At 70.2% G+C, this 24,641-nt stretch carries 21 protein-coding genes; 16 read left to right on the top strand and 5 right to left on the bottom strand.

Annotation, left to right across the window (positions count from 1 at the left end; all coding sequences use genetic code 11):
• Window positions 1-29: 29 nt before the first annotated feature.
• Window positions 30-3,104, top strand: coding sequence for a protein kinase (locus tag FL344_RS33220; protein WP_228565552.1), 3,075 nt, complete (start codon window positions 30-32; stop codon window positions 3,102-3,104).
• Here the strand turns inward: FL344_RS33220 and FL344_RS33225 are convergent.
• Window positions 3,093-4,367, bottom strand: coding sequence for an ADYC domain-containing protein (locus FL344_RS33225; protein WP_194863346.1), 1,275 nt, complete (start codon window positions 4,365-4,367; stop codon window positions 3,093-3,095). The two genes, FL344_RS33220 and FL344_RS33225, sit on opposite strands and share 12 nt — an antisense overlap.
• 19 nt (window positions 4,368-4,386) lie before the next feature.
• On the opposite strand from FL344_RS33225, the gene FL344_RS33230 reads away from it, so the two are divergent.
• The 3 genes from FL344_RS33230 (at window position 4,387) to FL344_RS33240 (ending at window position 7,462) form a co-directional block, all read left to right on the top strand.
• Window positions 4,387-5,751 (top strand): sigma 54-interacting transcriptional regulator, encoded by a 1,365-nt coding sequence (locus FL344_RS33230; protein ID WP_141621346.1) that lies wholly within the window; start codon window positions 4,387-4,389, stop codon window positions 5,749-5,751.
• 191 nt (window positions 5,752-5,942) lie between these two features.
• Entirely contained in the window at window positions 5,943-6,965 is a 1,023-nt protein-coding gene (locus tag FL344_RS33235; protein WP_228565553.1) for an OmpA family protein, read from the top strand.
• Window positions 6,966-6,994: 29 nt separating this feature from the next.
• A complete protein-coding gene (locus FL344_RS33240; RefSeq protein ID WP_141593993.1) occupies window positions 6,995-7,462 on the top strand; it encodes a hypothetical protein in 468 nt (155 codons plus the stop codon).
• On the opposite strand, the gene FL344_RS33245 is transcribed toward FL344_RS33240, so the two are convergent.
• The 3 genes from FL344_RS33245 to lpxB are packed head-to-tail and all read right to left on the bottom strand — an operon-like array spanning window position 7,455 to window position 9,967.
• Window positions 7,455-8,081 carry a MarC family protein gene (locus FL344_RS33245; protein WP_011554707.1) on the bottom strand — a complete coding sequence of 209 codons (627 nt, stop codon included), beginning with the start codon at window positions 8,079-8,081 and terminating at the stop codon, window positions 7,455-7,457. The two genes, FL344_RS33240 and FL344_RS33245, sit on opposite strands and share 8 nt — an antisense overlap.
• 12 nt (window positions 8,082-8,093) lie before the next feature.
• The gene (locus FL344_RS33250) at window positions 8,094-8,798 is read right to left on the bottom strand and encodes a polyprenol monophosphomannose synthase (protein ID WP_141621348.1); all 705 of its coding nucleotides are present in this window, start codon (window positions 8,796-8,798) and stop codon (window positions 8,094-8,096) included.
• 17 nt (window positions 8,799-8,815) lie between these two features.
• Complete coding sequence (gene lpxB, locus FL344_RS33255) at window positions 8,816-9,967, bottom strand: lipid-A-disaccharide synthase (RefSeq protein WP_141621349.1); 1,152 nt, start codon at window positions 9,965-9,967, stop codon at window positions 8,816-8,818.
• A 50-nt stretch (window positions 9,968-10,017) separates the two neighbouring features.
• Between lpxB and FL344_RS33260 the strand changes: the two genes are divergently transcribed.
• The 10 genes from FL344_RS33260 to FL344_RS40125 are packed head-to-tail and all read left to right on the top strand — an operon-like array spanning window position 10,018 to window position 21,118.
• The gene (locus FL344_RS33260; RefSeq protein WP_194863347.1) at window positions 10,018-11,910 is read left to right on the top strand and encodes a DUF4388 domain-containing protein; all 1,893 of its coding nucleotides are present in this window, start codon (window positions 10,018-10,020) and stop codon (window positions 11,908-11,910) included.
• Window positions 11,911-11,912: 2 nt separating this feature from the next.
• Complete coding sequence (locus FL344_RS33265; protein WP_141621351.1) at window positions 11,913-13,697, top strand: ABC transporter ATP-binding protein; 1,785 nt, start codon at window positions 11,913-11,915, stop codon at window positions 13,695-13,697.
• 17 nt (window positions 13,698-13,714) lie between these two features.
• Complete coding sequence (locus FL344_RS33270; RefSeq protein WP_141621352.1) at window positions 13,715-14,863, top strand: PHP domain-containing protein; 1,149 nt, start codon at window positions 13,715-13,717, stop codon at window positions 14,861-14,863.
• A 22-nt stretch (window positions 14,864-14,885) separates the two neighbouring features.
• The gene (locus FL344_RS33275) at window positions 14,886-16,169 is read left to right on the top strand and encodes a 3-deoxy-D-manno-octulosonic acid transferase (protein WP_141621353.1); all 1,284 of its coding nucleotides are present in this window, start codon (window positions 14,886-14,888) and stop codon (window positions 16,167-16,169) included.
• On the top strand, window positions 16,166-17,173 hold the full coding sequence (locus tag FL344_RS33280; RefSeq protein WP_141621354.1) for a glycosyltransferase family 4 protein: 1,008 nt from the start codon (window positions 16,166-16,168) through the stop codon (window positions 17,171-17,173). Before FL344_RS33275 ends, FL344_RS33280 begins: the two co-directional genes overlap by 4 nt.
• 4 nt (window positions 17,174-17,177) lie before the next feature.
• Window positions 17,178-18,206 carry a glycosyltransferase gene (locus FL344_RS33285; protein WP_141621355.1) on the top strand — a complete coding sequence of 343 codons (1,029 nt, stop codon included), beginning with the start codon at window positions 17,178-17,180 and terminating at the stop codon, window positions 18,204-18,206.
• The gene (gene lpxK / locus FL344_RS33290; RefSeq protein WP_141621356.1) at window positions 18,203-19,396 is read left to right on the top strand and encodes a tetraacyldisaccharide 4'-kinase; all 1,194 of its coding nucleotides are present in this window, start codon (window positions 18,203-18,205) and stop codon (window positions 19,394-19,396) included. The genes FL344_RS33285 and lpxK overlap by 4 nt, the downstream gene beginning before the upstream one ends.
• A gap of 31 nt (window positions 19,397-19,427) precedes the next feature.
• Entirely contained in the window at window positions 19,428-20,441 is a 1,014-nt protein-coding gene (locus FL344_RS33295; protein ID WP_228565554.1) for a bifunctional heptose 7-phosphate kinase/heptose 1-phosphate adenyltransferase, read from the top strand.
• The gene (locus FL344_RS33300) at window positions 20,438-20,926 is read left to right on the top strand and encodes an adenylyltransferase/cytidyltransferase family protein (RefSeq protein ID WP_140864353.1); all 489 of its coding nucleotides are present in this window, start codon (window positions 20,438-20,440) and stop codon (window positions 20,924-20,926) included. Before FL344_RS33295 ends, FL344_RS33300 begins: the two co-directional genes overlap by 4 nt.
• A 24-nt stretch (window positions 20,927-20,950) precedes the next feature.
• Window positions 20,951-21,118 (top strand): Trm112 family protein, encoded by a 168-nt coding sequence (locus tag FL344_RS40125; RefSeq protein WP_011554695.1) that lies wholly within the window; start codon window positions 20,951-20,953, stop codon window positions 21,116-21,118.
• Between the two features lie 4 nt (window positions 21,119-21,122).
• On the opposite strand, the gene FL344_RS33305 is transcribed toward FL344_RS40125, so the two are convergent.
• Entirely contained in the window at window positions 21,123-22,217 is a 1,095-nt protein-coding gene (locus FL344_RS33305; protein ID WP_141621357.1) for a glycosyltransferase family 9 protein, read from the bottom strand.
• A gap of 84 nt (window positions 22,218-22,301) precedes the next feature.
• Between FL344_RS33305 and FL344_RS33310 the strand changes: the two genes are divergently transcribed.
• Both FL344_RS33310 and gmk read left to right on the top strand, forming a co-directional pair.
• Complete coding sequence (locus tag FL344_RS33310; protein ID WP_141593982.1) at window positions 22,302-23,180, top strand: YicC/YloC family endoribonuclease; 879 nt, start codon at window positions 22,302-22,304, stop codon at window positions 23,178-23,180.
• Window positions 23,177-23,806, top strand: coding sequence for a guanylate kinase (gmk, locus tag FL344_RS33315; RefSeq protein ID WP_011554692.1), 630 nt, complete (start codon window positions 23,177-23,179; stop codon window positions 23,804-23,806). The genes FL344_RS33310 and gmk overlap by 4 nt, the downstream gene beginning before the upstream one ends.
• The last annotated feature ends 835 nt before the right edge of the window (window positions 23,807-24,641 follow it).

Below are 24,641 nucleotides of genomic sequence, written 5' to 3' on the forward strand. Positions count from 1 at the left end.
GGAGATGTGTATAGGAGACAGGTGGGGGCATGGGGGACGTGTACCGCGCTCGGGACAGGACGCTCGGGCGGCAGGTGGCGCTGAAGTTTCTTCGGGGCGCGGACCCGGAGCGGGCCATGCGCTTTCTTCGGGAAGCCCGTGCGCAGGCCCGCATCGACCACCCGAATGTCTGCAGGGTGTTCGACGCGGGGGAGTCCGGCGGCCAGGCCTATATCGCCATGCAACTCGTGGAGGGCGAGCGGATGGATGTCGCCGCGCGGCGTCTGCCACTCCTGGAGAAGGCGCGATGGCTGAAGGCGGCGGCGGAGGCGGTGGACGCGGCCCATGCGCTGGGCGTCATCCACCGGGACATCAAGCCCTCCAACATCCTGGTGCTCACGGGCGAAGGAGCGCGTCGTGAGCCGGTCATCATGGACTTCGGCCTCGCCTTCGAGGCCGGGGAGGGGCACGGCCTCACGTCCACTGGCGCGGTGATGGGCACGCCCGCATACATGGCGCCGGAGCAGGCCCGGGGTGAGCTGGAAGCCATTGACGCCCGCACGGACGTCTATGGCCTGGGGGCCACGCTCTACGAGCTGCTCGTGGGCGAGCCTCCCTTCACCGGCGCGACGCCGCTGGAGACGCTGAACCATGTGCTCCACGACGACCCGGTGCCGCCGCGTGAGCGCGTGCCGCACCTGGACGCCGACCTGGAGACGGTGTGCCTCAAGTGCCTGAGCAAGGAGCCGGCGCTGCGCTACGCCACCGCCCGGGCGCTGGCGGAGGACCTGGGGCGCTATCTGGACGGGGCGCCCATCCTCGGTCAGCGGCCCCGCCTGACGCACCGGCTGCGGCGCGCCGCGCGCAGGCATCGCGGGGTGGTGCTCGTCTCCAGCGTCTCGTTGGTGGGCATGCTGCTGCTCGCTGGCTTCGGGGCCCAAGCCTGGCTGGCGGAGCGGGACCTCCAGGCGCGGACGGCCTCGCGCGTCCGGCTGGCAGAGCAGTTGGGGCAGCAGGTGCAGGAAATCGAGGCCTTCGTGCGCGCCTTCCAGGGCCTGCCCCTGCACGACACGCGGCCTGAGCAGCAGCGCGTCCGGGAGCGAATGGCGCGCATGGGCGCCTTGCGACATGGCCTGGGAGACTTGGGGGAGGGGCTCGTGCGGCAGGCGCTGGGGCGGGGCCACCTGGCGATGCGTGACTTCAAGCAGGCGCACCGGGAGCTGACGCGGGCACGGGAACTGGGCGTCGATTCACCGGGGCTCCACTACGCCTTGGGCCGGGTGTTGGGGGAGCAGTACCACCTGGCCCTGGAGGATGTGCGGCGCAGCGGCGGCGCGGCGTGGGTGGCCGAGCGGCGGCATGAACTCGAGGCGCGTTACCTGACACCCGCGCTCGAATCCCTGGAGCGCAGTCGCGGCGTGGAGCTGGAGTCGCCGCGCTACCTCGAAGGGCTCATCGCGCTGTACCGAAGGGACTACGCGGGCGCGGAGCGGGCCGTGAGCGAGGCCATGGCGCAGGCGTCGTGGATGCCGGAAGTGCGGATGCTCGCCGGGGACGTGGCGCTCGCGCGGGCGATGGCCTTGCTGGAGCAGGGGGACTACACGGGCGCGCGGGCAGGGCTCATGGAAGCGGATTCCCGCTACCAGCAGACCGTGGAGCTGGCGCGCAGCGACGCCTGGGCCCACGAGGCGCTCGCGGAGGTGTGGCTGCAACTGTCGGAGCTGGACAAGCGGGAGGGGCGCCCACGCAAGGCCGCGCTGGACCAGGCGGAGGCCGCCGCGGACCGGAGCCTCGTGGCCGACCCGGACCGGGCCTCCGGCCACACGAAGAAGGCCCAGGTGCTGATGAACCAGTACCGCGCCGTGACCTTCCAGGGCGCGCCGGACGCACGCGGCGCGGATGCCCTGCTTGATGCGTGGACGGACGCAGCCTCGCGGGCTGGGACGTTGGAGCCGCGCAATGTGCTCGCGCACGACTCGCTGGGGTACAGCTACTTCATGCGCGGCCTGCGTCAGGCGCGCGCGGGCGAGGCGCCCGAGGCGTCCTGGGCACAGGCCATTCAATGGCTGGAGCGGGCGATTGAGCTGGAGCCGCACTACCCCTGGGCACTCAACGACCTGGGGCTCGTGCACCGCTGGTGGGGCAACTACCAGCGGGAGCACGGCGAGGACCCGCTTCCGGCCTACGCCGAAGCAGAGCGTGCCTTCCAGCGGGCCGTCCAGGGCGATCCGAAGTACCTCTTCGCCCACTCCAACCTCGCGGAGCTGAACGCCGCTCGGGCGGCCTTCCTGCTCTCCCGGGGGCGTGACCCGGAGGCCCATGTGCAGGCCGCGCTGGAGGCCAGCGCGCGCGCGCTGACCCTCGACGAGCGCTTCCACTCCGCCCACGACCATGTCGCCGCCGCTGAGCTGACACGCGCGCGCTACCTGTTGGAGACCGGCGGCGACCCGCGTCCGGCCCTGGCGCGGGCGCTCCAGGCGACGGAGCGCTCCCGTGGCGTCAACGCCCGGTCCGACCGCGCCTGGCTCCATGCGGCCGGTGCGCACCTGCTCGAAGCGCTCCATGCCCTGCGCGCGGCGGGCGACGCGAGCGTGGCGCTCGCCAGCGGGCAGGGCGCGCTGGAGGAAGCGTACCGGCTGAGCCCCACCTGCGCGGACTGCCGGAGCCTGGGCGCGGAGCTGGCGCTGGCGGCGGCGGAGCAGGCGCGGGGCAAGGGGCGCTCCAGTGCGGCCCTGCTGCGCAAGGCCCTCACCGAGGCCCGGCGGGCCGTGTCGCTCTATCCCTACTACGACAGCCACCTCACCCTGGCCCGGGCGGCCTGGCGGCTGGCGCGGGATACCGGCGCTCCGTCCGCCCTCGTGGAGGAGGGACTGGCGCAGGTGGAGCTCGCGCTGAAGCTGGACCCCGGGCTGCCGGAGGCCCACGCCGTGCGAGGCGCGCTGCTGCTCTTGCGTGCCCGGCGCCAGCGGCCGGCGGAAGGGTGGGAAGCGTCCCTCCGTGAAGCCGACGCGGCGTGGCGCCGCGCCACGGCCCAGGTCCCCTGGCTGAGCTGCTACGAGGGGCCCCTGGACAGCGCGGAGCAAGCCGCCCTGCGCGCTGCTGGGGCTCCGGACTCAGGGCTTTGATGGCTGCTCCACACCCGTCGCGAACCGCGCCTGGGAACTCCACCTGGGCAAGGGTCCACAGGCCGGCAACGTGAGGCCATTCTGGATGGGCACCCTGCTGCGCCGGTTCGCCAGGTTGAGGCACTCCGCGCCTCGGGGGCTCCACAGGGCCTCCAGGTATTCGAGCTCCTGGAGGTCGTTGTTGCTGTCACGCCCGAACCCGTGGGCATCGCGCCGGAGAATCTCCGTGCCGCTCACGGTGTAGCTGCCCGGGTCACCCTGGCCCACGAAATAGGCGGCGCGCTTGGCCTGGAGGCATGCGCCGTGGACGAACTCCCGGTCCGGGTCGGCCTGGAGCGTCTCGGGAGTCCACGGCTGATAGCCCCAGTTCATGCATGCGCCAATCGCGCCTGTCTCGCAGGCCACGGTGAGGGTTTCGTCGTGGGGCCGCACCGCGGCGTTCAGACCGTCGACCTGGCGCTGCGGGAGGAGGACGGACGCGACGTTCTGGTCCTCTGGCGCCTGGCACTGCCGCAACCAGACAGTGCTGGGGACGGGCCGGTAGCGCACGACGAGGCGGTTGCCGGACACGGGTTCGAGCGCCAACTCGTAGAGGAGGTCCTCCAGGGTTCCGGTGCCGTCCAGGTCCACCGGGAGCTTGAACCCGAACACCAGCCGCGACACCGGCTCGCCTCGCAGCTTCCGGGAGACGTCTCCACCGCGGACGGCGACGAAGAAGTCGCCGACGTTGCCGTGAATGGACTCCAGCGTCGGGTGCTCCCCATCAACGGGCTTGCCCGGATGCCGGAGGTGCAGGGGGAGCCGAAGCGTCTGGTCCTTCCGGTACATGGAGCGCACGTGCAACGCCACGCCCTCGGGGGAATTGACGAAGCCCTCCAGGCACGCCACCGGCGTCTTCTCGTGGAAGAAGCAGTAGCTGTGTCCCTCGGCGACATAGATGCCCAGGCCATTCGGGTCGGGGTCGCACTGTCCCGTCGGACAACTCCCGCCGCCGGACGGGGAGTCAGGGCGGGCGCCGGCGGTGGGGAGGCGGCAGCCCGCGGCGACGGCCAGCAGCAGCAGGCCCGTGAGCCAGGCGGGGAAGGTGTTGAGCACAGGTGTCTCCTCGAAGTGACGGCGGGTGCCGTGGTCCAGCCCCACGCCATAGCGAGGGGCATGCCAGCAGCGGTCCGGTCCAGTGCACGAGTCGTCAAGGCGGTGCGCCGCGGAGATGGGGGCCTGGATGGCACAGCCCGCAGGCACGGTGCCGTGTGCCAGTGGCACACGCGTAAGATGGAGGCACATGGAACACGACCGGTCGACCTTGCAGCAGAGCGACGCCAGGGGGCGAGGGGCGGACTCCGGCGAGTCCGCGGTGCCAGGCCTGCTACGCGTCCTGTGCGCTGGGAGCGCGATGGCCACGGCCCTGCCGCTCGACGGAGCGCTCTTGCTGGGGCGGGGCGCCGCCGCGTTGGGGACGGACCAGGACCCGCGGATGTCTCGCAGCCACGCACAGGTGCGGTACGACGGCCGCTGCTTCTGGGTCACCGACCAGGGCAGTCAGAATGGCACGTTCGTGGACGGGGCGCCCCTGGTGGCTGGCACGCCCCGCGAGGCCCAGCGCGTCATCCGGATGGGGGACTCGCTCTTCATTCCCTGTGCGGACGTCGGGCCGGTGGCCCGGCGCGGTGTCGTGCGGACGCGCGACTTCGTGCGGGGGCCCGCCATGCAGCAGTTGCTGGACGTGGTCGCGCGCACGGCGGAACACGGTTTCACGCTGCACATCCACGGGGAGAGCGGCACCGGCAAGGAAGGCGTGGCCCGCGCGTTCCATGAGCGCGGCCCGCGCGCGTCGGGCCCCTTCGTGGCCGTCAACTGCGCGGCCATTCCGCAGGGGCTCGCCGAACGGCTCCTCTTCGGCGCGCGGCGCGGTGCCTTCTCCGGCGCGGACGACGCGGAGGGCTACCTCCAGGCCGCGGACGGCGGGACGCTGTTCCTGGACGAGGTGGCCGAGCTGGACCTGGCCGTGCAGGCCAAGCTGCTGCGCGCCCTGGAGACGCGCGAGGTCCTCCCGCTGGGGGGCTCCAGGCCGCGGAAGGTGGACGTGCGGGTGTGCTCCGCCGGAAACAAGGACCTGCGCGCGCAGGTGGCCAGCGGCCGGATGCGCGAGGACCTCTACTTCCGCCTGGGCAGGCCGGAGGCTGACTTGCCGCCAATGCGCCGCCGCCCCGAGGAGCTGCCTTTTCTAGTGGAGCGCTTTCTCGAAGAGGGAGGGAGCCGCCTGCCCGTGCATGTGAGCTTCCACGAGGCTTGCCTGCTGCGGGCCTGGCCGGGCAACGTGCGCGAGCTTCGCGTGGAGGTCCGCAGCGCGGCGCATGAGGCGCTGCTTCATGCGGCGCCTCGCCTCGAAGCCAGGCACCTCAGTCTCACGGCGGGCACGGTCTTCGGCCCGCCACTCCCGGCGCCCGCCGCGGTGACTTCATCCACTTCTCAACAGTCTCCGGCCCGGGGCAAGCCGTTGGACGAAGCCGAGCGGGCGCGGTTGGAGGATGCGCTCAGGGCGAATGGCGGAAACGTCGCGGCCACTGCCCGGGCGCTGGGCATGCATCGCACGCAGCTGCGGCGCCTCCTGGAGCGCCACGGCCTGGCAGGCAGCGGGGAGGGCTGACGGGAGGGAATCTCCTCGGCTCCCTGTCCGGGCTCCCCTGGGACGGGGGGCGATTGAATACCGTTTCACCTCCAACGTCCCCCGCGGGGAGCGTTTCCCTGCACGCCACCTCGTCCTACCCTCGCGGAGGATTCGACCCACACCTGCCGCGGATGGTCGCGGCACGTGACGCCAGAGGCCTACACCGCGCCATGAACGCCCGCCTGCTGCTCCTCGCCTTTGTCCTGTCTTCGCCGATGCCGGTGCTCGCGGACGCCGTTCGAGTCTCCCTGGAAGGGCGCGCCGTGCTGGGGGAGAAGCTCCCGGCGCTGCTGGTCCACATCGAGGAGCCCATCGCGGGCTTCGAGGTGAAGCTGAAGCGCAGCGACGGCCAGGACGTGGAGGTGAAGGGCGGTGGGAGTCCGGGCCTCACGCGCCGCATCGAGCTGAATCAGCCGGAAGGCCGCTTCCGCTACGAGGGAGCGCTCACGGTGCGCTTCCCGGATGCGGAATCCGGCGTGATGCCGTTGTCTTTCGACACGGAGCTCTACGGCACGCTGAAGCTGGACGTGCGCAAGGAGGACGTGGACGTGGCTGCGCGCCGGCTGCGCTTCGTCCTGTCCCGGCCCGCGAAGCGCGCGGAGCTGACGGTGTTGATGGACACCGGGAAGAAGTCCTTCGAGGGCGAGGTGCCATTCAAGGGGGAGGCGGGAGGGACGCCACTGGAGCTGACATGGCCGGCGGCGGAGGGGCGGGTGATGAAGATCTCCCTCCGTGCGTTCGACACGGCGGAGTTCTACACGGGCGTCGACCTGTATCCGTGGCAGGTGGACATTCCGCACGAGGAGGTGAACTTCGCCTCGGGCCGCGCGGACATTCCGGCGGCGGAGCGGGGCAAGCTGGACAAGAGCCACGCTCTCATCGTGGACGCGCTGACGAAGTACGGTCGCTTCGCGTCACTGCGGCTCTACGTGATGGGCCACACGGACACCGTGGGGACCGCGGCGGAGAACCTGGACCTGTCGGTGCGGCGGGCGAAGAGCCTGGCGGCCTATTTCCGGAAGAAGGGGCTGCGGGTGCCCGTGTACTACGAAGGGCTGGGAGAAGAGGCCCCGGCCGTCGCGACGCCCGACGAGACAGCGGAGGCGGGCAACCGCCGCGCGGAATACATCATCGCAGTGGAGGATCCGGTGCTGCAGCACGCGCCTCGCCCTCCGCGGTGGCGGAAGCTGTAGCGCAGTCATCGAGGGAGAGGAAAGGACGCATGGACCGATTCCACCAGAAGGCATGGGCGTTGCTCGGGCTGGGGGTGCTGGGGAGCACGGGATGCGCGCACCAGGCGCGTCTCGCGGAGCGTCAGGGCGTGGAGGCTGAGAAGTGTGAGCTCGTGCACCGGCTGCTGCGGGAGCCGGTGCCGTCCCAGGTCGTCCGCGAAGTCGTCGCGGCCGGTCGCGATGAGCCCGCGCCGGTGGTGGTGTACGTGCGCCGTCCGGAGGAGGCGATGCTGGAGCGCTTCTTCTCCGGTGACGCGCCCAGTTGCGGCGACGCCACCTTCAAGGTGGTGCAGGAGAACGTGCTCGACGCGGTGGTGGTGTACCTGCAGGAGGTCCAGGGCGGCTACGCGTACGACGCGCGCCGCGCCAGCCACGACGAGCTGTCACTGGAGGGCAAGCCGCAGGGCCTGCTGAAGCGCAAGGGCCCAGAGTGGGTGGCCATCCCCGGACCTACTTGAACAGCTCCTTGCCACCATCCGCGATGAACTGCACCGCGATGGCGGCCAGGATGAGGCCCATCACCCGCTCGACGATGGCCACGCCGGACTGGCGCAGCACGCGCTGGATGAGCCCGGAGGCGCGGAGGATGAAGTAGCTGGCGACGAATGTCAGCACGACGGCGGCCAGCACGGGGATGGCGGAGACGAGCGTGTCGCCCTTGGCCATCAGCACCATGGCGGTGGCGATGGCGCCCGGGCCCGCCAGCAGCGGAATGGCGAGGGGGACGATGGCCACGTCCTCCTTCACCACGCCTTCCTGTTCCTCGGACGGCGTGGTGCGCGTCTCCGCCGGGCGGGCGCGAAGCATGTCCAACGCGGTGATGAGCAGCAGGATGCCGCCGGCCACCCGGAAGGCGCCCAGCGACACGCCGAACACCTTGAAGATGACGCCGCCGAAGAGGGCGAAGAACAGCATCATCCCGCAGGCCACCAGGCAGGCGCGCATGGCCGTGCGGCGCACCTTTTCCTGTGAGTCCCCAGCCGTCATCGCCAGGAACAGCGGGACGACGCCAATGGGGTCCACCACGAAGAAGATGGCCGACAGCGAGACGAGGAACAGTGACGCGTATTCCGGCATGACAGCCTGGGCTTACACCGTGAACCGCAGCTTCCACACCATGGTGAGAGCCTCGGCGAAGATTTTCTTGCTCATCTTGGAGTGACCCACGCGCCGGTCCTCGAAGACGATGGGCACCTCGCGCACGGTGAAGCCCTTGCGCAGCGTGCGGTAGGTCAGCTCGATTTGAAACGCGTAACCGGTGCTCTTCACCGAATCAAGGTCGATGGCCTCCAGCACCCGGCGGTGGAAGCACTTGAAGCCGCCGGTGAGGTCCTGGATGCCCACGCCCAGAATCGACCGTGCGTAGAGGCTGCCACCGCGGCTGATGAGCTGCCGCCCCACGCCCCAGTTCACCGTGCCGCCGCCCGTGACGTAGCGCGAGCCGAGCACCAGGTCCGCGCCAGCCTCGGCCGCATCCAGGATGCCGGACAGGTAGCGCGGGTCGTGGCTGAAGTCGGCGTCCATCTCCAGGATGTACGTGTACTGCTCGGCCAGGGCCCACCGGAACGCGGCGAGGTAGGCGCGGCCCAGGCCCTCCTTCTTCTCGCGATGGAGGACGCGCACGCGCGAATCCTGCGCGGCGAGCCCATCCGCGAGTTGCCCTGTGCCATCGGGCGAATTGTCGTCCACGATGAGGATGTCGACCCGGGGGTCGGCCTCCAGCACCGCCTGGACGATGGCCTCGATGTTTTCCCGCTCGTTGTACGTGGGGATGCAGACCAGGGCTGGGTTCATGACCCGGCCGACATATCCTAAACGCGGCCCGGGGGCAGCAGCTCCAGTACGGACTCCGCCGCCCGGGTGGCCGCGCCCGTCTCCCCCAGCCGGCCGCGCATCTCCGCCAACCCCTGGAGCATCTCCTCCCGGGGAGCACCGGGTATCCAGACGCGGCGGACCTCCTCGGCGATGCGCTCGGGCGTCATCTCCCCCTGGAGCAGCTCGGGGACGACGCGTCGGCCCGCCAGCAGGTTGATGAGGGACACGAAGGCCACCTTCAACATCAACCGGCCCACCCAGTACGTGATGAGTGACACCCGGTAGACGACCACCAGGGGGCGCTGCATCAGCCCGGCTTCCAGGACGGCGGTACCGGAGGCCACCACCGCGGCGTCACTGGCGCCCACGACCTCGGGGGCCCGGCCCTCCACCAGGATGGGCGTCACGCCACTGCCTTCGAAGCGGGAGGTGATCTCCTCCCGGTCGATGGTGGGCGCGAGGGGGACGACGACCTGGAGTCCGGGCCGCTCGGCGGAGAGGCGCTTCGCCGCCTCCACCATGTCGGGAAGCAGACGGCGGATTTCGCCCATCCGGCTGCCGGGCAGCAGCGCGAGCGTGGGGGCGTCCTTCGACAGCCCCAGCCGCTCGCGGAAGGCCGAGGCCGTATCCGGTGAGGGAACCTGCTCCACCACCGGACTGCCGACGTAGCGGGCGCTGACGCCGGCCTCCCGGTAGAAGTCCTCCTCGAATGGAAGGATGCAGAGCATCCGATCCACCAACCGTTTGATGGTGCGCACCCGACCCCGGCGCCAGGCCCAGATCATGGGCGACACGTAGTAGGCGACGGGGACCCCCAGCGCCTTGAGCTTCTTGGCCAGGCGCAGGTTGAAGTCAGGGATGTCCACCAGGATGGCGACGTCCGGTTTGCGCTCGGCGGCGGCCTCGGCCAGGCCCTTCAGGATTTGAAGGATGCGGGGAATCCGGGGCAGGACCTCGGTGATGCCCATGACGGACACCTCCCGGGCGTCGAAGAGCAGCTCCACTCCCTGGGCGGCCAGGCGGGCACCGCCCATGCCAAAGAAGGTGAGGTCGGGACGGCGAGCCCGGAGGGCGGCGACGAGCTCGGCGGCGTGGGTATCGCCTGACGCCTCGCCGGCGACGACGAGGATGCGGGGTGGATTCGTCATGTGAGAGTCGCGCATCGTACCTGATGCGGGCGCGGGTGAAGGTGTAGACTGTGGCCCCCTTGAAGACGCTTCTGCTCGCCGAGAGCCATCCCCCCACGCTCGAGCACCTCAAAGGCCTGCTCTCCCAGGCTGGGTACACCGTTCGCGCGGTGAACGATCCGGTGACGGCGCTGGAGCACTTCGCGGCGGACAACCCGGACGTGGTGGTGCTGTCGGTGGACCTCCCGCGTGTGGAAGGCGCACACGTGGTGCATCTCATCCGAGGCCACGGACAGGGCGGCAGGGTGCCCATTGTCGCCATCGACAAGGGCCACCTGGGGCGCGCGCGGGGTGTGAGCTCGGTGCTGGACCTCAAGGTGAACGCCTATGTCTCGGACCCGCTCAAGCCGGGCGAGCTGGTGCCCCGGCTGGAGTCTCTGGTGCGCGCGGCGCAGGCGGTGCAACTCACCGGGCTGGCGGCCACCTTGTCCCGGCCCGCCGTCAATTCAGGCGAGCTGAAGGGCCACCCCCTGCCGGCGCTGTTCCACTCCATCTATCGGCTGCGCCGGGATGGCGTGCTGGTGGTGGCGCACCGGGGCTTGAGCCGGCGCGTGTACTTCTTGCGCGGCGGGTCCGTGAGCTATGACTCCACGGCGAAAGCGGACTCGCTGCCTGGCTACCTGCTTGCCCGGAACGTGCTCAACCCGCAGCAGGCGCAGCGGGTGACGGAGGCGCTGGACTCCGGTCTGCGCATCGGCGCGGCGCTCGCGGACGCAGGCGTGGAGGCGGCGGGCGAGGAACTGCTGCAGCTCTTGCGCGACTACAACCGGGACGGGGTGGAGCGGGTGCTGGGGATGCGCGAGGGCCGCTACGCCTTCTACGCGGGAGACGAATTCACGTCGGAGGTCGCGTCGGTGGAGGTTCCGCCGCTGGCGCCGGTGCTGGATGGCGCGCGCCGCTGCTTCACCATGAAGGTGATGGCGACCGCGCTGCGGGCGCACATGGGCGACTACCCGGTGCGGTCACAGGAGTTCGGGCGCGACCTGCAGGCCATGGGGCTGGACACGGACGACCTGAAGATCGCCATGCAGGTCAACGGCCGCATCGCGCTGAAGGACCTGCTGGCGCACGGGCGTGGCGAGCTGCGCATGGCGTACTCGCTGCTGTGGTTCCTGAAGCTGACGGGTGGGGTGACGTTCTCCTCGACGCCCGTGGCCACGGGCACGGACGTGCTGTCCGCGGCGGTGCTGCCGGACCGGATCGCGCCGCGCAAGCGCAAGGCCCTGCCGCCCGAGACGGCGGCCTCGCTGCGTGAGGAAGCGCTGCGCATCATCACCCGCAGCTATTTCGGAGGGCTGGGGCTGGACATCGCGGCGGACGCGGAGGCGGTGGAGCGCGCCTATCACGAGACGGCGATGCGCTTTCACCCGGACACCTACGCCGAGTTCGACATCTCCGACCTGAAGGACCTGCTGGAGTCGGTGCAGGACCGGCTGTCCGCGTCGTACCGCGTGCTGAGCGTGGAGGAGAAGCGCAAGGCCTACCTCCAGTACCTCTTCAGCCGGATGGACGTGGGGCGGAACACGGCGGTGGTCGTGGATGCGGAAATCGCGCTGCGCCGGGGCGAGTCCGCCCTGAAGCGCCGCGACTTCCCGCTGGCGGCGAAGGCCTTCGAGGAAGCGGTGTCGCTCAATCCGGACGAGCCGGAGTACTACCCCTTCCTCGCCTGGGCCACGTACCGGATGCCCACGGGGGCGCCGGTGGTGCGGGCGCAGAAGGCCCAGCAGGTGCTGAAGAAGGCGCTGTCGCTGGGCCCGTACGTGGAGCGGTTGCACATCATCTCGGCCATCATCGACATGGACCTGGGAGACGCGCCCTTGGCGCGGAAGAAGCTGCAGCGGGTGCTGGAGTACAACCCGTACTCCCAGCTCGCGAAGGCGGCGTTGCGCAAGGTGGGACGCTAGCGATGCAGACGATTCTCTGGCGGTTGCTGCGCTATGCGCGCCCGCATTTCGGTGTGCTCCTGCTGGCCTTCGTCGGCATGGCGGCGGTGGGACTGACGACGGGAGCGTACGCGTATCTCACGGGCCCGGCGCTGCGCTTCCTGCTGTCGGGCGGTGAAGAAGGCTTCGCCAGCGCGCAGCGCGTGCCCTGGCTGGCGGACCTGCCTCGCGAGGCGGCCCTGTGGGGCTTCCCGCTGGTGATGGTCATCGTCGGCGCGGCGAAGGGCGTGGGGTACCTGGCGCAATTCTATTTCATGGGTCTGTTCGCGCAGCGCGTGGTGAAGGACCTGCGGCGCGACCTGTTCCTGCGCCTCACCGCGCTGTCGCCCGCCCAGCTCGCGCGCGAGCGGATGGGCGACCTGCTCAGCCGCTTCTCCTCGGACGTCAGCGCCGTGGAAGCGGCGGCCATGTACACGGTGGGCTCGTATCTGCGCGACAGCCTCCAGGTCATCATCCTGGCGGGCGTGGCGCTGGCGATGAGCCCCATGCTGGGCGGCCTCATGTTGCTGGTGATTCCGCTGGCGGCGCTGCCGGCCTCGAAGCTGACGCGCAAGGTGCTCAAGCGCACGCGGGAAGGCCAGACGCAGCTCGGCAACCTGGCTGGGCAGCTCCACGAAGGGCTGGGCGGTCTGCGCACCATCCAGGCCTTCAACGGACAGGCGGCGGAGCTGGCTCGCTTCTCCGCCTTCGCGCAGGCGCACGAGAAGGCGGTGGTGAGCGCGGCGTGGGCGCGCGGCGCGGTGCCGGGGCTGATGGAGGTGCTGGCCGCGGCGGCACTGGCGGGCGCACTGGCGTATGCGGCGAGCGCGCGGCTGATGGAGCCCGAGGCGCTGCTCTCGCTGCTGACGGCGGTCATCCTGGTGTACCAGCCGGTGAAGGACCTGGGCCGGGTGACACAGTTCGCGGTGCAGGCGGGCGCGGCGGGTGAGCGGCTCTTCGCGCTGCTCGACATGAAGCACCCGGTGGAGGACGCGCCGGACGCGGTGCCCGCGCCGACCCTGTCGCGGAGCATCCAGTTCGAGGGCGTGCGATTCGCCTATGGAGACCGGCCCGCGCTGGACGGCCTGACGCTGGAGCTGAAGGCGGGGCAGGTGACGGCGCTGGTGGGTGGAAGCGGCGGAGGCAAGAGCACGGTGACATCGCTGCTGCTGCGCTTCGAGCGGCCACAGAAGGGCCAGCTCCTCCTGGATGGTGTGGACGCGGACCGGTACACGGCGACGAGCGTCCGGGCTCAGTTCGCGCTGGTGACGCAGGAGCCGCTGCTGTTCCACGGCACGGTGCTGGACAACCTGCGCTACGCGAGGCCGGACGCCACGCGGGAAGAGGTGGAGGCCGCGGCGAAGGTGGCGCACGCGGATGGCTTCATCCGGGCACTGCCCGAAGGCTATGACACGCGCATCGGCGAGCGGGGCGTGGCGCTCAGTGGCGGCCAGCGTCAGCGGTTGTGCATCGCCCGCGCGGTGCTGGCGCAGGCGCCCGTGCTGGTGCTGGACGAAGCGACCAGCAGCCTCGACCCGGAGAGCGAGCGCGAAGTACAGGCGGCGCTGGCGGCGGTCCTTCCGGGCCGCACGGCGCTGGTGATTGCGCACCGGCTGTCCACGGTGGTGAACGCGGACGTCCTCAACGTGATGGAGGCGGGGCGCGTCGTCGAGAGTGGCTCGCACGCGGAGTTGCTCCAGCGAGGCGGGCGGTATGCGGCGCTGTGGAGGATGCAGACGGAGGGCTCTTCGGAGCGAGGCGCGGCGTGAGCGGATTGAGGGTAGCGGTGGGGAAGGGGCTCCGGGCCGTCCTGGGGTTGGCGCTGCTGGTCCTGGGGTACGTGGGTTTCTTCGCGCTCTCGGCGTCCGTGGCGCGGTACCCCGTGGTGCTTCCGAAGGACGGAGCGCCCCGGTGGGCGAGAGGGGCCTTCCACGTCCACACCACGCGTTCGGATGGGCGAGGCACGCCGGAAGCGGTGGCGGCGGCGGCGAAGGCGGCGGGCCTGGACTTCGTGGTGCTCACCGACCACAACGACTTCGCGCTCCGAGCGCCCGCTTACGTCCAGGGCGTGCTGTTGGTGCCCGGCGTGGAGATTTCGACGTCGGACGGGCACCTCGTGGCCTTCGGCATGTCGCGCCCGCTGGAGGGCATGCGCGCGTGGATGCCGCCGGGCGATGCGGTGCGCGCCGTGGCGGCGGCGGGAGGCACGGCGGTGCTGGCCCACCCCGTCCAGAAGCGCAACCCCTGGAAGGACGAGGCGAGCGCGAAGGAGGTCCCCGGCTTCGAGCTGTACTCGGCGGACACCTTCTTCCGGCACGCGGTGCGCAATCCGGTGAGCCGCCTGGTGCCCGCGGTGGGGGCCTCGCTGGCCAACCCGATGCATGGCGTGATGTTGCTCGTCGTGCCGGAGCCGGAGCCCACGGCCCGCTTCCTGGAGTTGTCGAGTGAGCGGCCGCGCGTGGCGTTCTGCGCACATGACGCACACGGCCTGCCGCCGTACCGGGCCGTATTCGAATCCCTGGCCATGTACCTGCCACCGGAGCAGGTGCCCTTCCCGTTGCCCCCGGACGCGAAGGACGCGGCGGAGCAGGTCAGCCGGGCCCTGGGCGGTGGTCAGTCCCTGTGTGCCTTCCGCGCCCTTGGGGAGCCTGGGGGCTTCGCATTGGAGGGCCTGGACGGTGTGCGGCGTGAAGCGCATGTGGGCGACACGCTGAAGGTCCGACTCCCGGGGGAGCCCGACGCGGAGTCGGTGCAGGTGCGAGTGTGGGGAAGCGCCCGCCTGGGGGCGGACGGCCGGTCCGTCGAGCTGACCGAGCCCGGGGTGGCGCAGGTGGAAGTGTGGGTGCGGGCACCCGGGCGCTTCTTCGGGACGGAATGGCGGCCCTGGTTGGTGCCCAGCCCCGTGCGCGTGCTGCCCCCAAGGCCGGGCATCTGATAGACGGCGCGACCAGCCGCCCATGCGCGTCCTCTACGTCCTCGCCACCTACCTGCTCTTCGCAGTCCTGTTCCCGGTGCTCGCACTGCACCGGAAGACGCGCCATGGGCTGATGGAGCGCCTGGGCTTCTATGGCCCGAACAGCCACCTGCCTCCCGGGGATGGGCCCATCCTCTGGCTGCATGGCGCGAGCGCCGGGGACCTGCTGGCCCTCTCGCCGATGTTCGGCCCGTTGCGGGCGCGTTTCCCGGGCTGCCGCCTGTTGCTGTCGACCATGACGGACAGCGGCTACGCGATGGCGAAGGGCCGGCTGGCCAACGACATCGACGGGGTCGTCTACGTTCCCTATGACCTCTGGGGCGCGACGCGGCGAGCGGTCCGGGCCATCCGTCCGGACGTGCTGGTGCTGGAGTACACCGAAATCTGGCCCAACCTCATCCGCGCCGCGAAGCGGGGTGGGGCGCGAGTGGTGATGACGAACGGGCGCTTTTCGCCAGCGAACGTCGGGAAGTACCAGACGCTGTTCCGCCTCATCGGCAACCCGCTGCGGGATTTGGACCTCCTCCTCATGCGCGAGGAGGACGAAGCCGTCCGCGCGCGGCAGCTCGGGGCCAGGCCGGACTGGGTGAAGGTGACGGGGAACACGAAGTTCGACGCGCTCGCCGCGGGCCCGGTGCCCGAGGACGAGAACCTTCGCACGGCGCTGGGCCTGACGCCGGGCGAGCGGGTATGGATTGCCGGAAGCACCCATGAGGGCGAGGAAGCCCAGCTCCTGGGGGTGTACGCGCGGCTGCGCGAGCGGTGGCCGGACCTGCGGTTGGTGATTGCCCCCAGGTACGTGGACCGGGCGGCGCGAATCGTGACGCTCGCGCGCGAGGCGGGGCTGAGCGTGGGGCTGCGCTCGCAGGGCAATCCGGAGCGGGGCCAGGTCGTGGTGCTGGACACCATCGGCGAGCTGTCGAGGGCCTACCGGCTGGCGACGGTGGTGTTCGTCGGGGGCTCGTTCACGGCGCGCGGCGGGCAGAACGTCCTGGAGCCCGCGGGGCAGGGGAAGCCGGTGCTCTACGGGCCGCACATGGACAACTTCCGGGACAGCGTGGCGTTGCTGACAGGGCAGGGTGGGCTCCAGGTTCAGGACGCCGCGGCCTTGGAGCAGGCGCTCGTGTCGCTGATCGAGTCACCGGAGCGGCTCGCGAGCCTGGGCGCCCAGGCGTTGGAGACGGTGGGCCGGATTTCGGGCGCCAGTGAAAGGAACGCGGAAGCGATGACGACGTTGTTTCCGCACGGGAGGCCGGACCCGCGATGACGCTCATCGTCCATCCGCATTTCCACCACCGTTACACGGGCGTGACGCGCCACGTGGAGACGGTGGTACCCGCGCTCGTCCGGGATTCAGGCTCGGAGACGCGCGTCATCGGCTCGGGCTTGAGTGAGGGGCTGCCCAGAATCACCTGGCCGGAGCTGCTCCGTCGGCTGCGCAGCGAGCCCGTGGTGTGGCATGCGCACCGGAACAACGAGCTCCTGGTGGGCATGCTGCTGAAGCTGCTGGGCCGAGAGGTCCGCCTCGTCTTCACCCGGCACACCTCGATGACGCCCAGCGGCTTCACCCGCTTCATCGCGAGGGGCGCGGATGCGCTCGTCTCGTTGACGAAGCAGGTCGCGGACGTCATCGCGCTGCCGTCCACGGTCGTCTCCCATGGCATTGACCTGACGCGCTTCCACCCGCCCGAGGACCGGGACGCGGCGTGGCGCAAGCTCGGCCTGGGGGGGCGTTACGGCATCGGCGTCATCGGACGCATCCGGAAGGAGAAGGGGCAGGGGGACTTCGTGCAGGCCATCCGCCCGCTCCTGCCCGCGCACCCCGACTGGCAACCCGTGCTGGTCGGGCTCGCGAAGGGGCCGGACCTGGATTGGCTGAATCAGCAGATGGCGGGCATCGAGGACCGCATCGCGTTGCCCGGCGAGCAGTCCGTCATCGAGCCCTGGTATCAGGGGCTGCGCATCCTGGTGCACCCCTCGTATGCGGAGGGCTATTCGCTGGTGCACGTGGAGGCCATGGCCTCGGGCTGCTGCGTGGTGGCCTCGAAGCTGCCGTACCTGGACACGCTCATCGAGCACGGCCGCACGGGCTTCTTCTTCGAACCCGGAGACGTCCAGGGCCTGCGCGAGCTGCTGGACATGCTGATGCGAGAGCCCGAGCGCGCCAGGCAGATTGGCCAGAACGCGGCAGAGGAGGCCCGGCGTCGGTGTGGCGTGGAGCACGAGGCGAGAGCTCTGGCCGACGTGTACCGGGCGACCGTGGAGCGCTGACCGGATGCGAATCCTCCACCTGCTCGCGAGTCCCTTCTACAGCGGCCCGGCCGAGAACGTGGCGCTCCTGGCCCAGGCGCAGCGCGCCGCGGGACACGACGTCACGGTGGCGGTGGACCGCCTGCGCAAGGAGGTGCTGGCCGAGGAGCCCGCGGCTCCGCGCTTCGAGGAGCTCGGTCTTCTGGACGAAGGGGGCTTGGAGCTGTCCGTGAAGTCCCCGCCGTGGCGGATGTGGCGCGACCTGCGCCGCTTGAAGGCGCGGACGGTGGACGTGGTGCACTCGCACTTCAGTCATGACCACCTTCTGGCCAGGTGGGGACGGCCTTCAGGCGCCATCCTGGTCCGCTCGCTGCACGCTCCGCGCTCATTGCGCTCCTCGCTCCCGGCCGCGGACGCCTACACGGTCCCCGCGAGCGCACTGCTTCCCCGCCTGTTGGAGAAGGGCGCGACGGCTCAGGTGCTGCCAGCCCTGGTTGACGCCCGGTTCCAGCCGGCGCCGGACGCGCGGTCGCTGCGAGCAGAACTCGGGCTCGAAGGCACGCCCGTCATCGGAATGGTCTCCACGTTCCAGCCTTCACGCCGGCACGCGGTGGGGGTGGACGCCTTTGCCCTGTATCGGAAGCAGCGGCCCGAGGCGCGTCTGGTGTTCGTGGGGGACGGCGGCCTGCTGGAGCAGACGCGCAAGCAGGTCCAGGACCTGGGACTGGCGGATGCCGTGACGTTCGCGGGTTACCAACAGGGGGACGCCTTCGCGCGGTGGCTGCGAGCGCTGGATGAGGTCTGGCTGCTCGGCCTGGGCAATGACTGGAGCGCCCGCGCGGCGGCCCAGGCCCGTGCGTGCGGCGTCCGCGTGGTGGCGGTGGATGAAGGCGCCTTGCCGGACCTGACGGACGTGCGGGTGGAGAGACCGACGCCGGACGCCGTGGTCGCCGCGGCGCTGTCTGACCGGCGGGCGCCCGTGCGGCACCCGACGAACGAGCAGATTGCCGCGGAGGTCCTCGCGCTCTACGCGCGAGCGAGGCGCACCCCGTGACGTCCCCGGACGCCCCCACCGCCATCGAGCGGGTGTTCTACCCGCCGTCGCCGGAGCCCTGGGGCCGCCGCGCCCTGCTGTCGCCGCTCACGTTGCTGTCGTGGACGTACGCGGCCGCGGTGCACGTGCGGGGAGCGCTCTTCGACGCGGGACTGCTGCGCGCGGAGCGGGTGGAGGGGCTCAAGGTCATCTCCGTGGGCAACGTCAACGTGGGGGGCACGGGCAAGACGCCCGCGGTGCTCCATCTGGCGGAGCTGTTGGTCCAAGCGGGCCGGAAGGTGGGCATCCTGACGCGCGGTTATGGCCGCGCCTCGCGTGAGCCGCTGACCTTCATCGGGACGGAGCCGCTTCCTTCCTCGGACCTCGCGGGCGATGAGCCGCTCCTGCTGGCGCGTCGCTGTCCCCAGGTCCGGCTCTTCGTGGGCTCGGACCGGGTCGCGAGTGCCTACCGTGCGCGGGACGAGTTCAGCCTGGACACGGTGCTGCTGGACGATGGGTTCCAGCACCGCCGCCTCGCGCGAGACGAGGACTTCGTGGTCGTGGATGAGTCGGTGGGGCTGGGCAACGGCCACATGCTTCCCCGGGGGCCGCTGCGCGAGCCCCCTGCGTCACTCCGCCGCGCGACGCTTTTCTGGCTCAGGGCCCCCGCCACGGCTTCGGATGCTGCTGTGCTCCCGGTCTCAAGGCCCGAGGACACGCGCACGCCCCCATCCACCACGCACCTGCTGGTACCGACAGAAGCGCGGTCGGAGCGTTTCTCCGACACGCTCGGCGGGTGGTTGCCCTCGAGCCCGGGGATTCCCAGGGTGAGGACGCGCTATCGGCCCACGGCCTGGGTGGACCCGGAGGGGAACCTTCATCCCGTGACGGCGCTCACGGGACAGCCCGTGTTCGCTCTGGCGGGCCTTGCCCGGCCGGGAGGCTTCCTGAAGACCCTGCAGTCGCTCGGGACGGACGTGCGCGACGCCGCGTTGTTTCCGGACCACCATCGCTTCACCGCGGACGAACTGCGCGACGTCCAGGCGCGAGCTGCGCGGCAGGGGGCCCGGGTGGTGACGACGGAAAAGGACGCAGTGCGTCTGCCTCAGGGCTTCGAGGCCTGGGTGGTCCGCCTGGGGGTCGAGGTTCTGGAGGGCGAGTCCCATCTGCGGCGGGCGCTCGGACTGGAGGATGCACCGCGCGGCTTGTGAGGTGGGGTCGCCTGTGGGACAAACCGCCGCCATGGCCGCAGTCTCGCCCGTTCGTTCGATGCCGTCGCTCGCCCGCCTGCCGCACGCGTTTGCCCGCCGCAAGGTGTTGCTGGTGGGCGACCTCGTTGCTGACCACTACATCTACGGACAGACGGACCGGGTGAGCCGGGAGGCGCCCGTGCTCATCGTCCGCTACGAGTCCGCGGAGGTGAAGCTCGGAGGTGGCGCCAACGTGGCGGCCAACGTGCGAGCCCTGTCCGGTCAGGTCTCCGCCGTTGGTGCGCTGGGCCAGGACGAGATGGGCAAGGAGCTGCGCCGCCTCTGTGCCGAATCCGGCATCCAACTGGACGCGGTGAGCGGTCGCGACATCGAGACGGAGACGAAGACGCGCATCCTGGCTGGTGGGGTGAGCACCACGCGGCAGCAGATGTTGCGGCTGGACCGAGGCCAGCGAGGCGCGCTCCCCCCGAAGATGCGCAAGGCGCTGGCTCGGCAGGTCGAAGCCTCCGCCCAGGACGCGGACGCGGTGGTGGTGTCCGACTACGGCGCGGGTGTGCTGGGGGACGAGGTGCGCGATGTGCTGCGTCGCCTGGCCGCGGACGGCATGCCCGTGTGTGTGGACAGCCGCTATGCCCTGTCATCCTTCTCGGGACTCACGGTCTGCAAGCCCAACGAGCCGGAGCTGGAGGCGCTCGCGGGGCGGCCCGTGCGGACCCAGGAGGACATGCTGGAGGCGGGGCACGCCGCGTTGAAGCGACTGGCGTGCCGCGCGCTCCTGGTGACGCGAGGCCGCCATGGCATGGCGCTCTTCGATGCGGACGGGGGCGTGGACCTCATCCCCGTCCATGGCGCGAAGGCGGCGGTGGATGTGACGGGCGCGGGAGACACGGTGATTGCGACGTTTGCCCTGGCGCTGGCCGCGAAGGCCTCGCTCGGCGATGCGGCGCGGCTGGCGAACGTGGCGGGCTCGTTGGTGGTGCAGAAGCCGGGCACCGCGACGGTGTCCCGCGATGAACTGCTCGAAGAGCTTCGGAGCGCGAGATGAGCACCCTCGAGAAAATCCAATCGCTCGCGAAGGTGGCGGAGGAGCGTGAGCGCTGGCGGGCCGAAGGGCGCACGGTGGCGCTGGCCAATGGCGTCTTCGACCTGCTGCACGTCGGGCATGTCCGGTACCTGGAAGGGGCGCGGGCCCTGGCGGATGTCCTCGTGGTGGCGGTGAACTCGGACGCTTCCACCCGGGCCTACAAGGGCCCCGGCCGACCCTACATCCCCGAGGGCGAGCGGGCAGAGCTCGTCGCGGCCCTGGCCTGCACGGACCGGGTCATCGTCTTCGACGAGTCCAACGTTCGCGTCATCATCCGGGCGTTGAAGCCGGACGTGCACGTGAAGGGCACGGACTACACCCCGGACAGCATCCCCGAGGCCGACGAGGTTCGCGCCTATGGTGGGCGGACAGCCGTCTCGGGAGACCCGAAGGACCACAGCACCACGGACCTGGCCCGGCGGCTGGGCCGCGAGGGGCCGGGGTAGCCGGTGGCCTTCATTGCAGACGAGGTGTGGGCCGTCCTGGGCTGCCCTCACTGCAAGGCCCCCCTTCAGGCGCAGGAGGCTCAAACCCGGGTCACCTGCGCGCCGTGCCGTCTGAGCTGGCCCGTGGAAGAGGGAATCCCCAGGCTGGCCCCCGAACACGCGGTGGCGGAGCCTCCCGTGTCCGGGACGTGAAGCCTCAGGAGGAGAGGCTCGCCGCGAACGCCCGGACCTCTTCGGCGGCCCGCTCCTCCAACCCCTGACCGCCTGCACCATCGACCAGAGGGGTGAGGTCCACCATGCGGTGGGGGGCGTACGCATGGCCCCAGCGCTCCATGTCCATCCGCAGGAAGAAGGCCAGCGTGGGGGCACCTACCGCGACGGACAGGTGCATGGGCCCCGTGTTGTTGCAGAGGGTGAAGCCGGCCGCGAGCATCAGGGCGGCCAGTTCGTCCAGGTTGCTCGCGGGCGCGAGCTCGGCGCCGGGGGCTGCCTCCACCACGCCTCGTGCCAACGCTTCTTCCCCGGGACCCCAGGTGACGATGGGGGTACGCCCCAGCGCCACCAGTGCCCGAGCCGCGGCGGCGAAGGCCGCGGGTGGAATCCGCCGAGGTCCCAACCGCCCACCGGGATTGATGACCGCGAAGGGCTTCCCGGCCAGGGCGTCCAGATAGGCGCGGATGGCGGGGCCCACCGAGGGCTCGCGGAAGGACAAACCACGCGCCACTGCGCCGTTCGTGAGCGGGGTCAGCAGGTGCGTGCGTTGAACGGCTTCGTTCCGCGTGTCCGTGCGAGCGGGGACGGGCAGGGAGTGCAGGCGGGACACCGGCCAGAGGTCCGGACCGATGACGACGGCCTCGGGGCCCGCGAGCCGGGACACGAGCGCGCTCGTGACGGAGGGCGACTCCCAGTTGGCGCAGTCGACCACGACGTCATACCGGGCACGTCGCAGCGCGGCGATGCCGGGGGCCAGGGGGCCCATCCAGATTCTGCGGCGGTCGAAGGGAATGATGACGTCCGCGTCCGGGTGGCCGTTCAGGACTCGAGCGACCTTCGCGTGCACCAGGACGTGGACCTCGGGAGCGGACTGGAGGTGCGCCTTGAGGGTCCGCATCAACGGCGTGGTGAGGAGCGCCTCGCCCACGCGGTTGTCGGGCCGCACGAGCAGCACCTTGCGAGGACCAGGAAGTGGGGTGCCAGGACGCCGCCGGCGGCCCGGGCGCCACAGCAGGGCGGACGCCACGAGCGCCAGTGCCAGCTTCGCCCATAATTCGAGCCGCTTGTGCCAGGACATCTCGCGGCGGGACCCTACACAGAACTGGGGGCGGTGCAAGCGCGCGGCTTGACCTCGGCCCCGAAAGCCCCTAGCAACCGCCCAATGTTGAAGAGCATGACGGGGTTTGGCGCGGGCCGCGCGCGCGTGGGGGACGAAGAAGTCTCCGTGGAGCTGCGCTCGCTCAACCACAAGTTCTGTGAAGTGAAGGTTCGCCTTCCCCGGGAGCTGTCGTCCCAGGAACCGCTGGTGTCCAAGCAGGTGAAGGACCGGCTCGCCCGAGGCTCGGTGGAGCTGCTGGTGAAGCGGCAGGCCCCCACCGCCTCGGGAACGGTCCCCACCGTGGACCTCGGATTGGCGCGGGAGTACGTGCGCGCGTTCCGGGAGCTGGCCACCGAGCTGGGCCTGCCGGGAGACGTCGCCTGGTCGCAGGTGGCGAACCAGCCCGGCGTGGTGCGTCTGGAAGAGAAGGGCGTGGAGCTGGACTCCGCCTCCCAGGCGCTCCAGGCGGCGCTGGACCAGGCGCTCACGGCGCTGGAGAAGATGCGCCAGGTCGAAGGCGAAGCCATCTACGCCGACCTGGATGCCCGGGTGAAGCTGCTGGAAGGGTGGAGCAAGGAGGTGGCTCAGCTCGCTCCGAAGGCCGTGCAGGAGTACCAGCAGCGGCTCACCGACCGGATTGCCGAGCTCGCGAGCGGCGTCGCGGTGGACCCGCAGCGGCTGGCCCAGGAAGTGGCGCTCTTCGCCGAGCGCACGGACATCGCCGAGGAGGTCACCCGCCTGGCGAGCCACCTGGAGCAGTTCCGGGCCCTCATGGCCAGCAACGAGCCCGCTGGCCGCCGAATGGATTTCCTCGTGCAGGAGATGCACCGCGAGGTGAACACGACCGGCTCCAAGAGCCAGCACGCCGAGATTTCCGTACGCGTGGTGGCGATGAAGGCCGAGGTCGAGCGCATCCGCGAACAGGTGCAGAACGTCGAATGAACGCGAATACCGTGCTCCCACCTGGCTTGTTGCTCGTGCTCTCCGCTCCTTCCGGGGCGGGGAAGACCACCCTCGCGCACCGGCTCCTCAAGGAGACGCCGGATGCGGTGTTCTCCATCAGCGTCACCACCCGAAGGCCTCGGGGGAAGGAGCGCGAGGGGGTGGACTACAATTTCGTCGACGTCGCGACCTTCCAGTCGAAGATCGAGCGCGGCGAGTTCGTGGAGTGGGCAGAGGTCTATGGCCACTTCTATGGAAGCCCCCAGTCGGTGGTGGATGAGGCGCGCGCCCGCAAGAGCGCTGCCATCTTCGACATCGACGTGCAGGGCGGGCAGGCCATCAAGCGCAAGCACCCGGATGCAGTGACCATCTTCGTGCTGCCACCGTCCATGGAAGAGTTGGAGCGCCGCCTGAGGGATCGTCAGACGGACTCCGATGAGACCATCCGGCGCCGGATGCTTGCGGCTCGCTCTGAGATCGAGCGGGGGATCGCTTCCTACGACTACGTCGTCGTGAATGACGACTTCGAGCGTGCTTTCAGTGACCTGCGCTCGGTGGTGGTGGCCGAACGTTGCCGGCGCGAACGCGTGGACGTGTCGAAGCTGGGCCTGGGAATCGGCGGCTGACCACCGCGGCGGAAGTGCTCAGAATCAAACTTCTTGCGCAGTCCGATCTCTTGGTGGATAAGCGGCCACACCTCGCCGCGTTGCGCGGACGTCACACAGGCGTCCGCCAGGTGGCGGTTACTCACATGTCCCGTCTCCATCGGGAGCGGAATCAGGTGTGTGAGTGTTTGGGTTCTCTGAATGGCATTCAGATAAGGCCGCGGACCTGGTCCGAGTTCCTTGTGAATGAGGATGCTCGCCGGGTCCGGAGCGTTTGCAAAAGCTCGATGAGCGGTCGACCCAAAGGTGCAGTAGGCCAACGGGCGGGTGGTAGGGGAGCGGGCAGGGGTGAGACGCTCCAGGGGTTGACAGGAAACGCGGCAGTGATAGAAGCCGCGCCCCTCGCAAAGAAGCCCGCGCACTGGCGCGGAAGGTACTTCGAGCGAGTCAGTGCGAAAATATGGAATACGGCGGTCAATGCAGTAGGTTGACAGGAGACGCGGCGGTGGTAGAAGCCGCGCCCCTCCGGAAGAAAACAGCGGAAGCCACTGGGCGGCGCTGAGGACTCCGGAAGCCAGCAGGGCGGCGAAAAAAAGCAGCTTGATAAAAGACGCCGAACTGAATAGAAGCTGACACCCCGCCGGGCAGGAAAAGACGGCGAGGCGGCAACGAAGAAAATGGTAGCAAGAAGTCGCTGGCGAGACAAGCGACTCGCTCTTTGAAAACCAGATAGCAAGCCCAAGAAGAAGCTAGATTGCGGAAACCGCAGTCAATTTCTTAAGACGGTGCCAGCCAGGTCGCGCTGCGAAGCGCAGCCGGCAGCACTGTAACGAATCAGCGAGTTTCAGGTTCCTTA

Source organism: Myxococcus sp. AB036A, assembly GCF_006547355.1.
Classification (GTDB): Bacteria; Myxococcota; Myxococcia; order Myxococcales; family Myxococcaceae; genus Myxococcus; species Myxococcus virescens.

What these genes read in the sequence shown, in the direction of transcription:
- FL344_RS33250 (WP_141621348.1), bottom strand. Translation starts at nt 8,798, where the DNA reads ATGAACCCAGCCCTGGTCTGCATCCCCACGTACAACGAGCGGGAAAAC.
- FL344_RS33240 (WP_141593993.1), top strand. Translation starts at nt 6,995, where the DNA reads ATGGACCGATTCCACCAGAAGGCATGGGCGTTGCTCGGGCTGGGGGTG.
- FL344_RS33305 (WP_141621357.1), bottom strand. Translation starts at nt 22,217, where the DNA reads ATGTCCTGGCACAAGCGGCTCGAATTATGGGCGAAGCTGGCACTGGCG.
- FL344_RS33265 (WP_141621351.1), top strand. Translation starts at nt 11,913, where the DNA reads ATGCAGACGATTCTCTGGCGGTTGCTGCGCTATGCGCGCCCGCATTTC.
- FL344_RS33300 (WP_140864353.1), top strand. Translation starts at nt 20,438, where the DNA reads ATGAGCACCCTCGAGAAAATCCAATCGCTCGCGAAGGTGGCGGAGGAG.
- gmk (WP_011554692.1), top strand. Translation starts at nt 23,177, where the DNA reads ATGAACGCGAATACCGTGCTCCCACCTGGCTTGTTGCTCGTGCTCTCC.
- FL344_RS33285 (WP_141621355.1), top strand. Translation starts at nt 17,178, where the DNA reads ATGCGAATCCTCCACCTGCTCGCGAGTCCCTTCTACAGCGGCCCGGCC.
- FL344_RS33275 (WP_141621353.1), top strand. Translation starts at nt 14,886, where the DNA reads ATGCGCGTCCTCTACGTCCTCGCCACCTACCTGCTCTTCGCAGTCCTG.
- FL344_RS33230 (WP_141621346.1), top strand. Translation starts at nt 4,387, where the DNA reads ATGGAACACGACCGGTCGACCTTGCAGCAGAGCGACGCCAGGGGGCGA.
- FL344_RS33295 (WP_228565554.1), top strand. Translation starts at nt 19,428, where the DNA reads ATGGCCGCAGTCTCGCCCGTTCGTTCGATGCCGTCGCTCGCCCGCCTG.
- lpxB (WP_141621349.1), bottom strand. Translation starts at nt 9,967, where the DNA reads ATGACGAATCCACCCCGCATCCTCGTCGTCGCCGGCGAGGCGTCAGGC.
- FL344_RS33220 (WP_228565552.1), top strand. Translation starts at nt 30, where the DNA reads ATGGGGGACGTGTACCGCGCTCGGGACAGGACGCTCGGGCGGCAGGTG.
- FL344_RS33245 (WP_011554707.1), bottom strand. Translation starts at nt 8,081, where the DNA reads ATGCCGGAATACGCGTCACTGTTCCTCGTCTCGCTGTCGGCCATCTTC.
- FL344_RS33280 (WP_141621354.1), top strand. Translation starts at nt 16,166, where the DNA reads ATGACGCTCATCGTCCATCCGCATTTCCACCACCGTTACACGGGCGTG.
- FL344_RS33235 (WP_228565553.1), top strand. Translation starts at nt 5,943, where the DNA reads ATGAACGCCCGCCTGCTGCTCCTCGCCTTTGTCCTGTCTTCGCCGATG.
- FL344_RS33310 (WP_141593982.1), top strand. Translation starts at nt 22,302, where the DNA reads ATGTTGAAGAGCATGACGGGGTTTGGCGCGGGCCGCGCGCGCGTGGGG.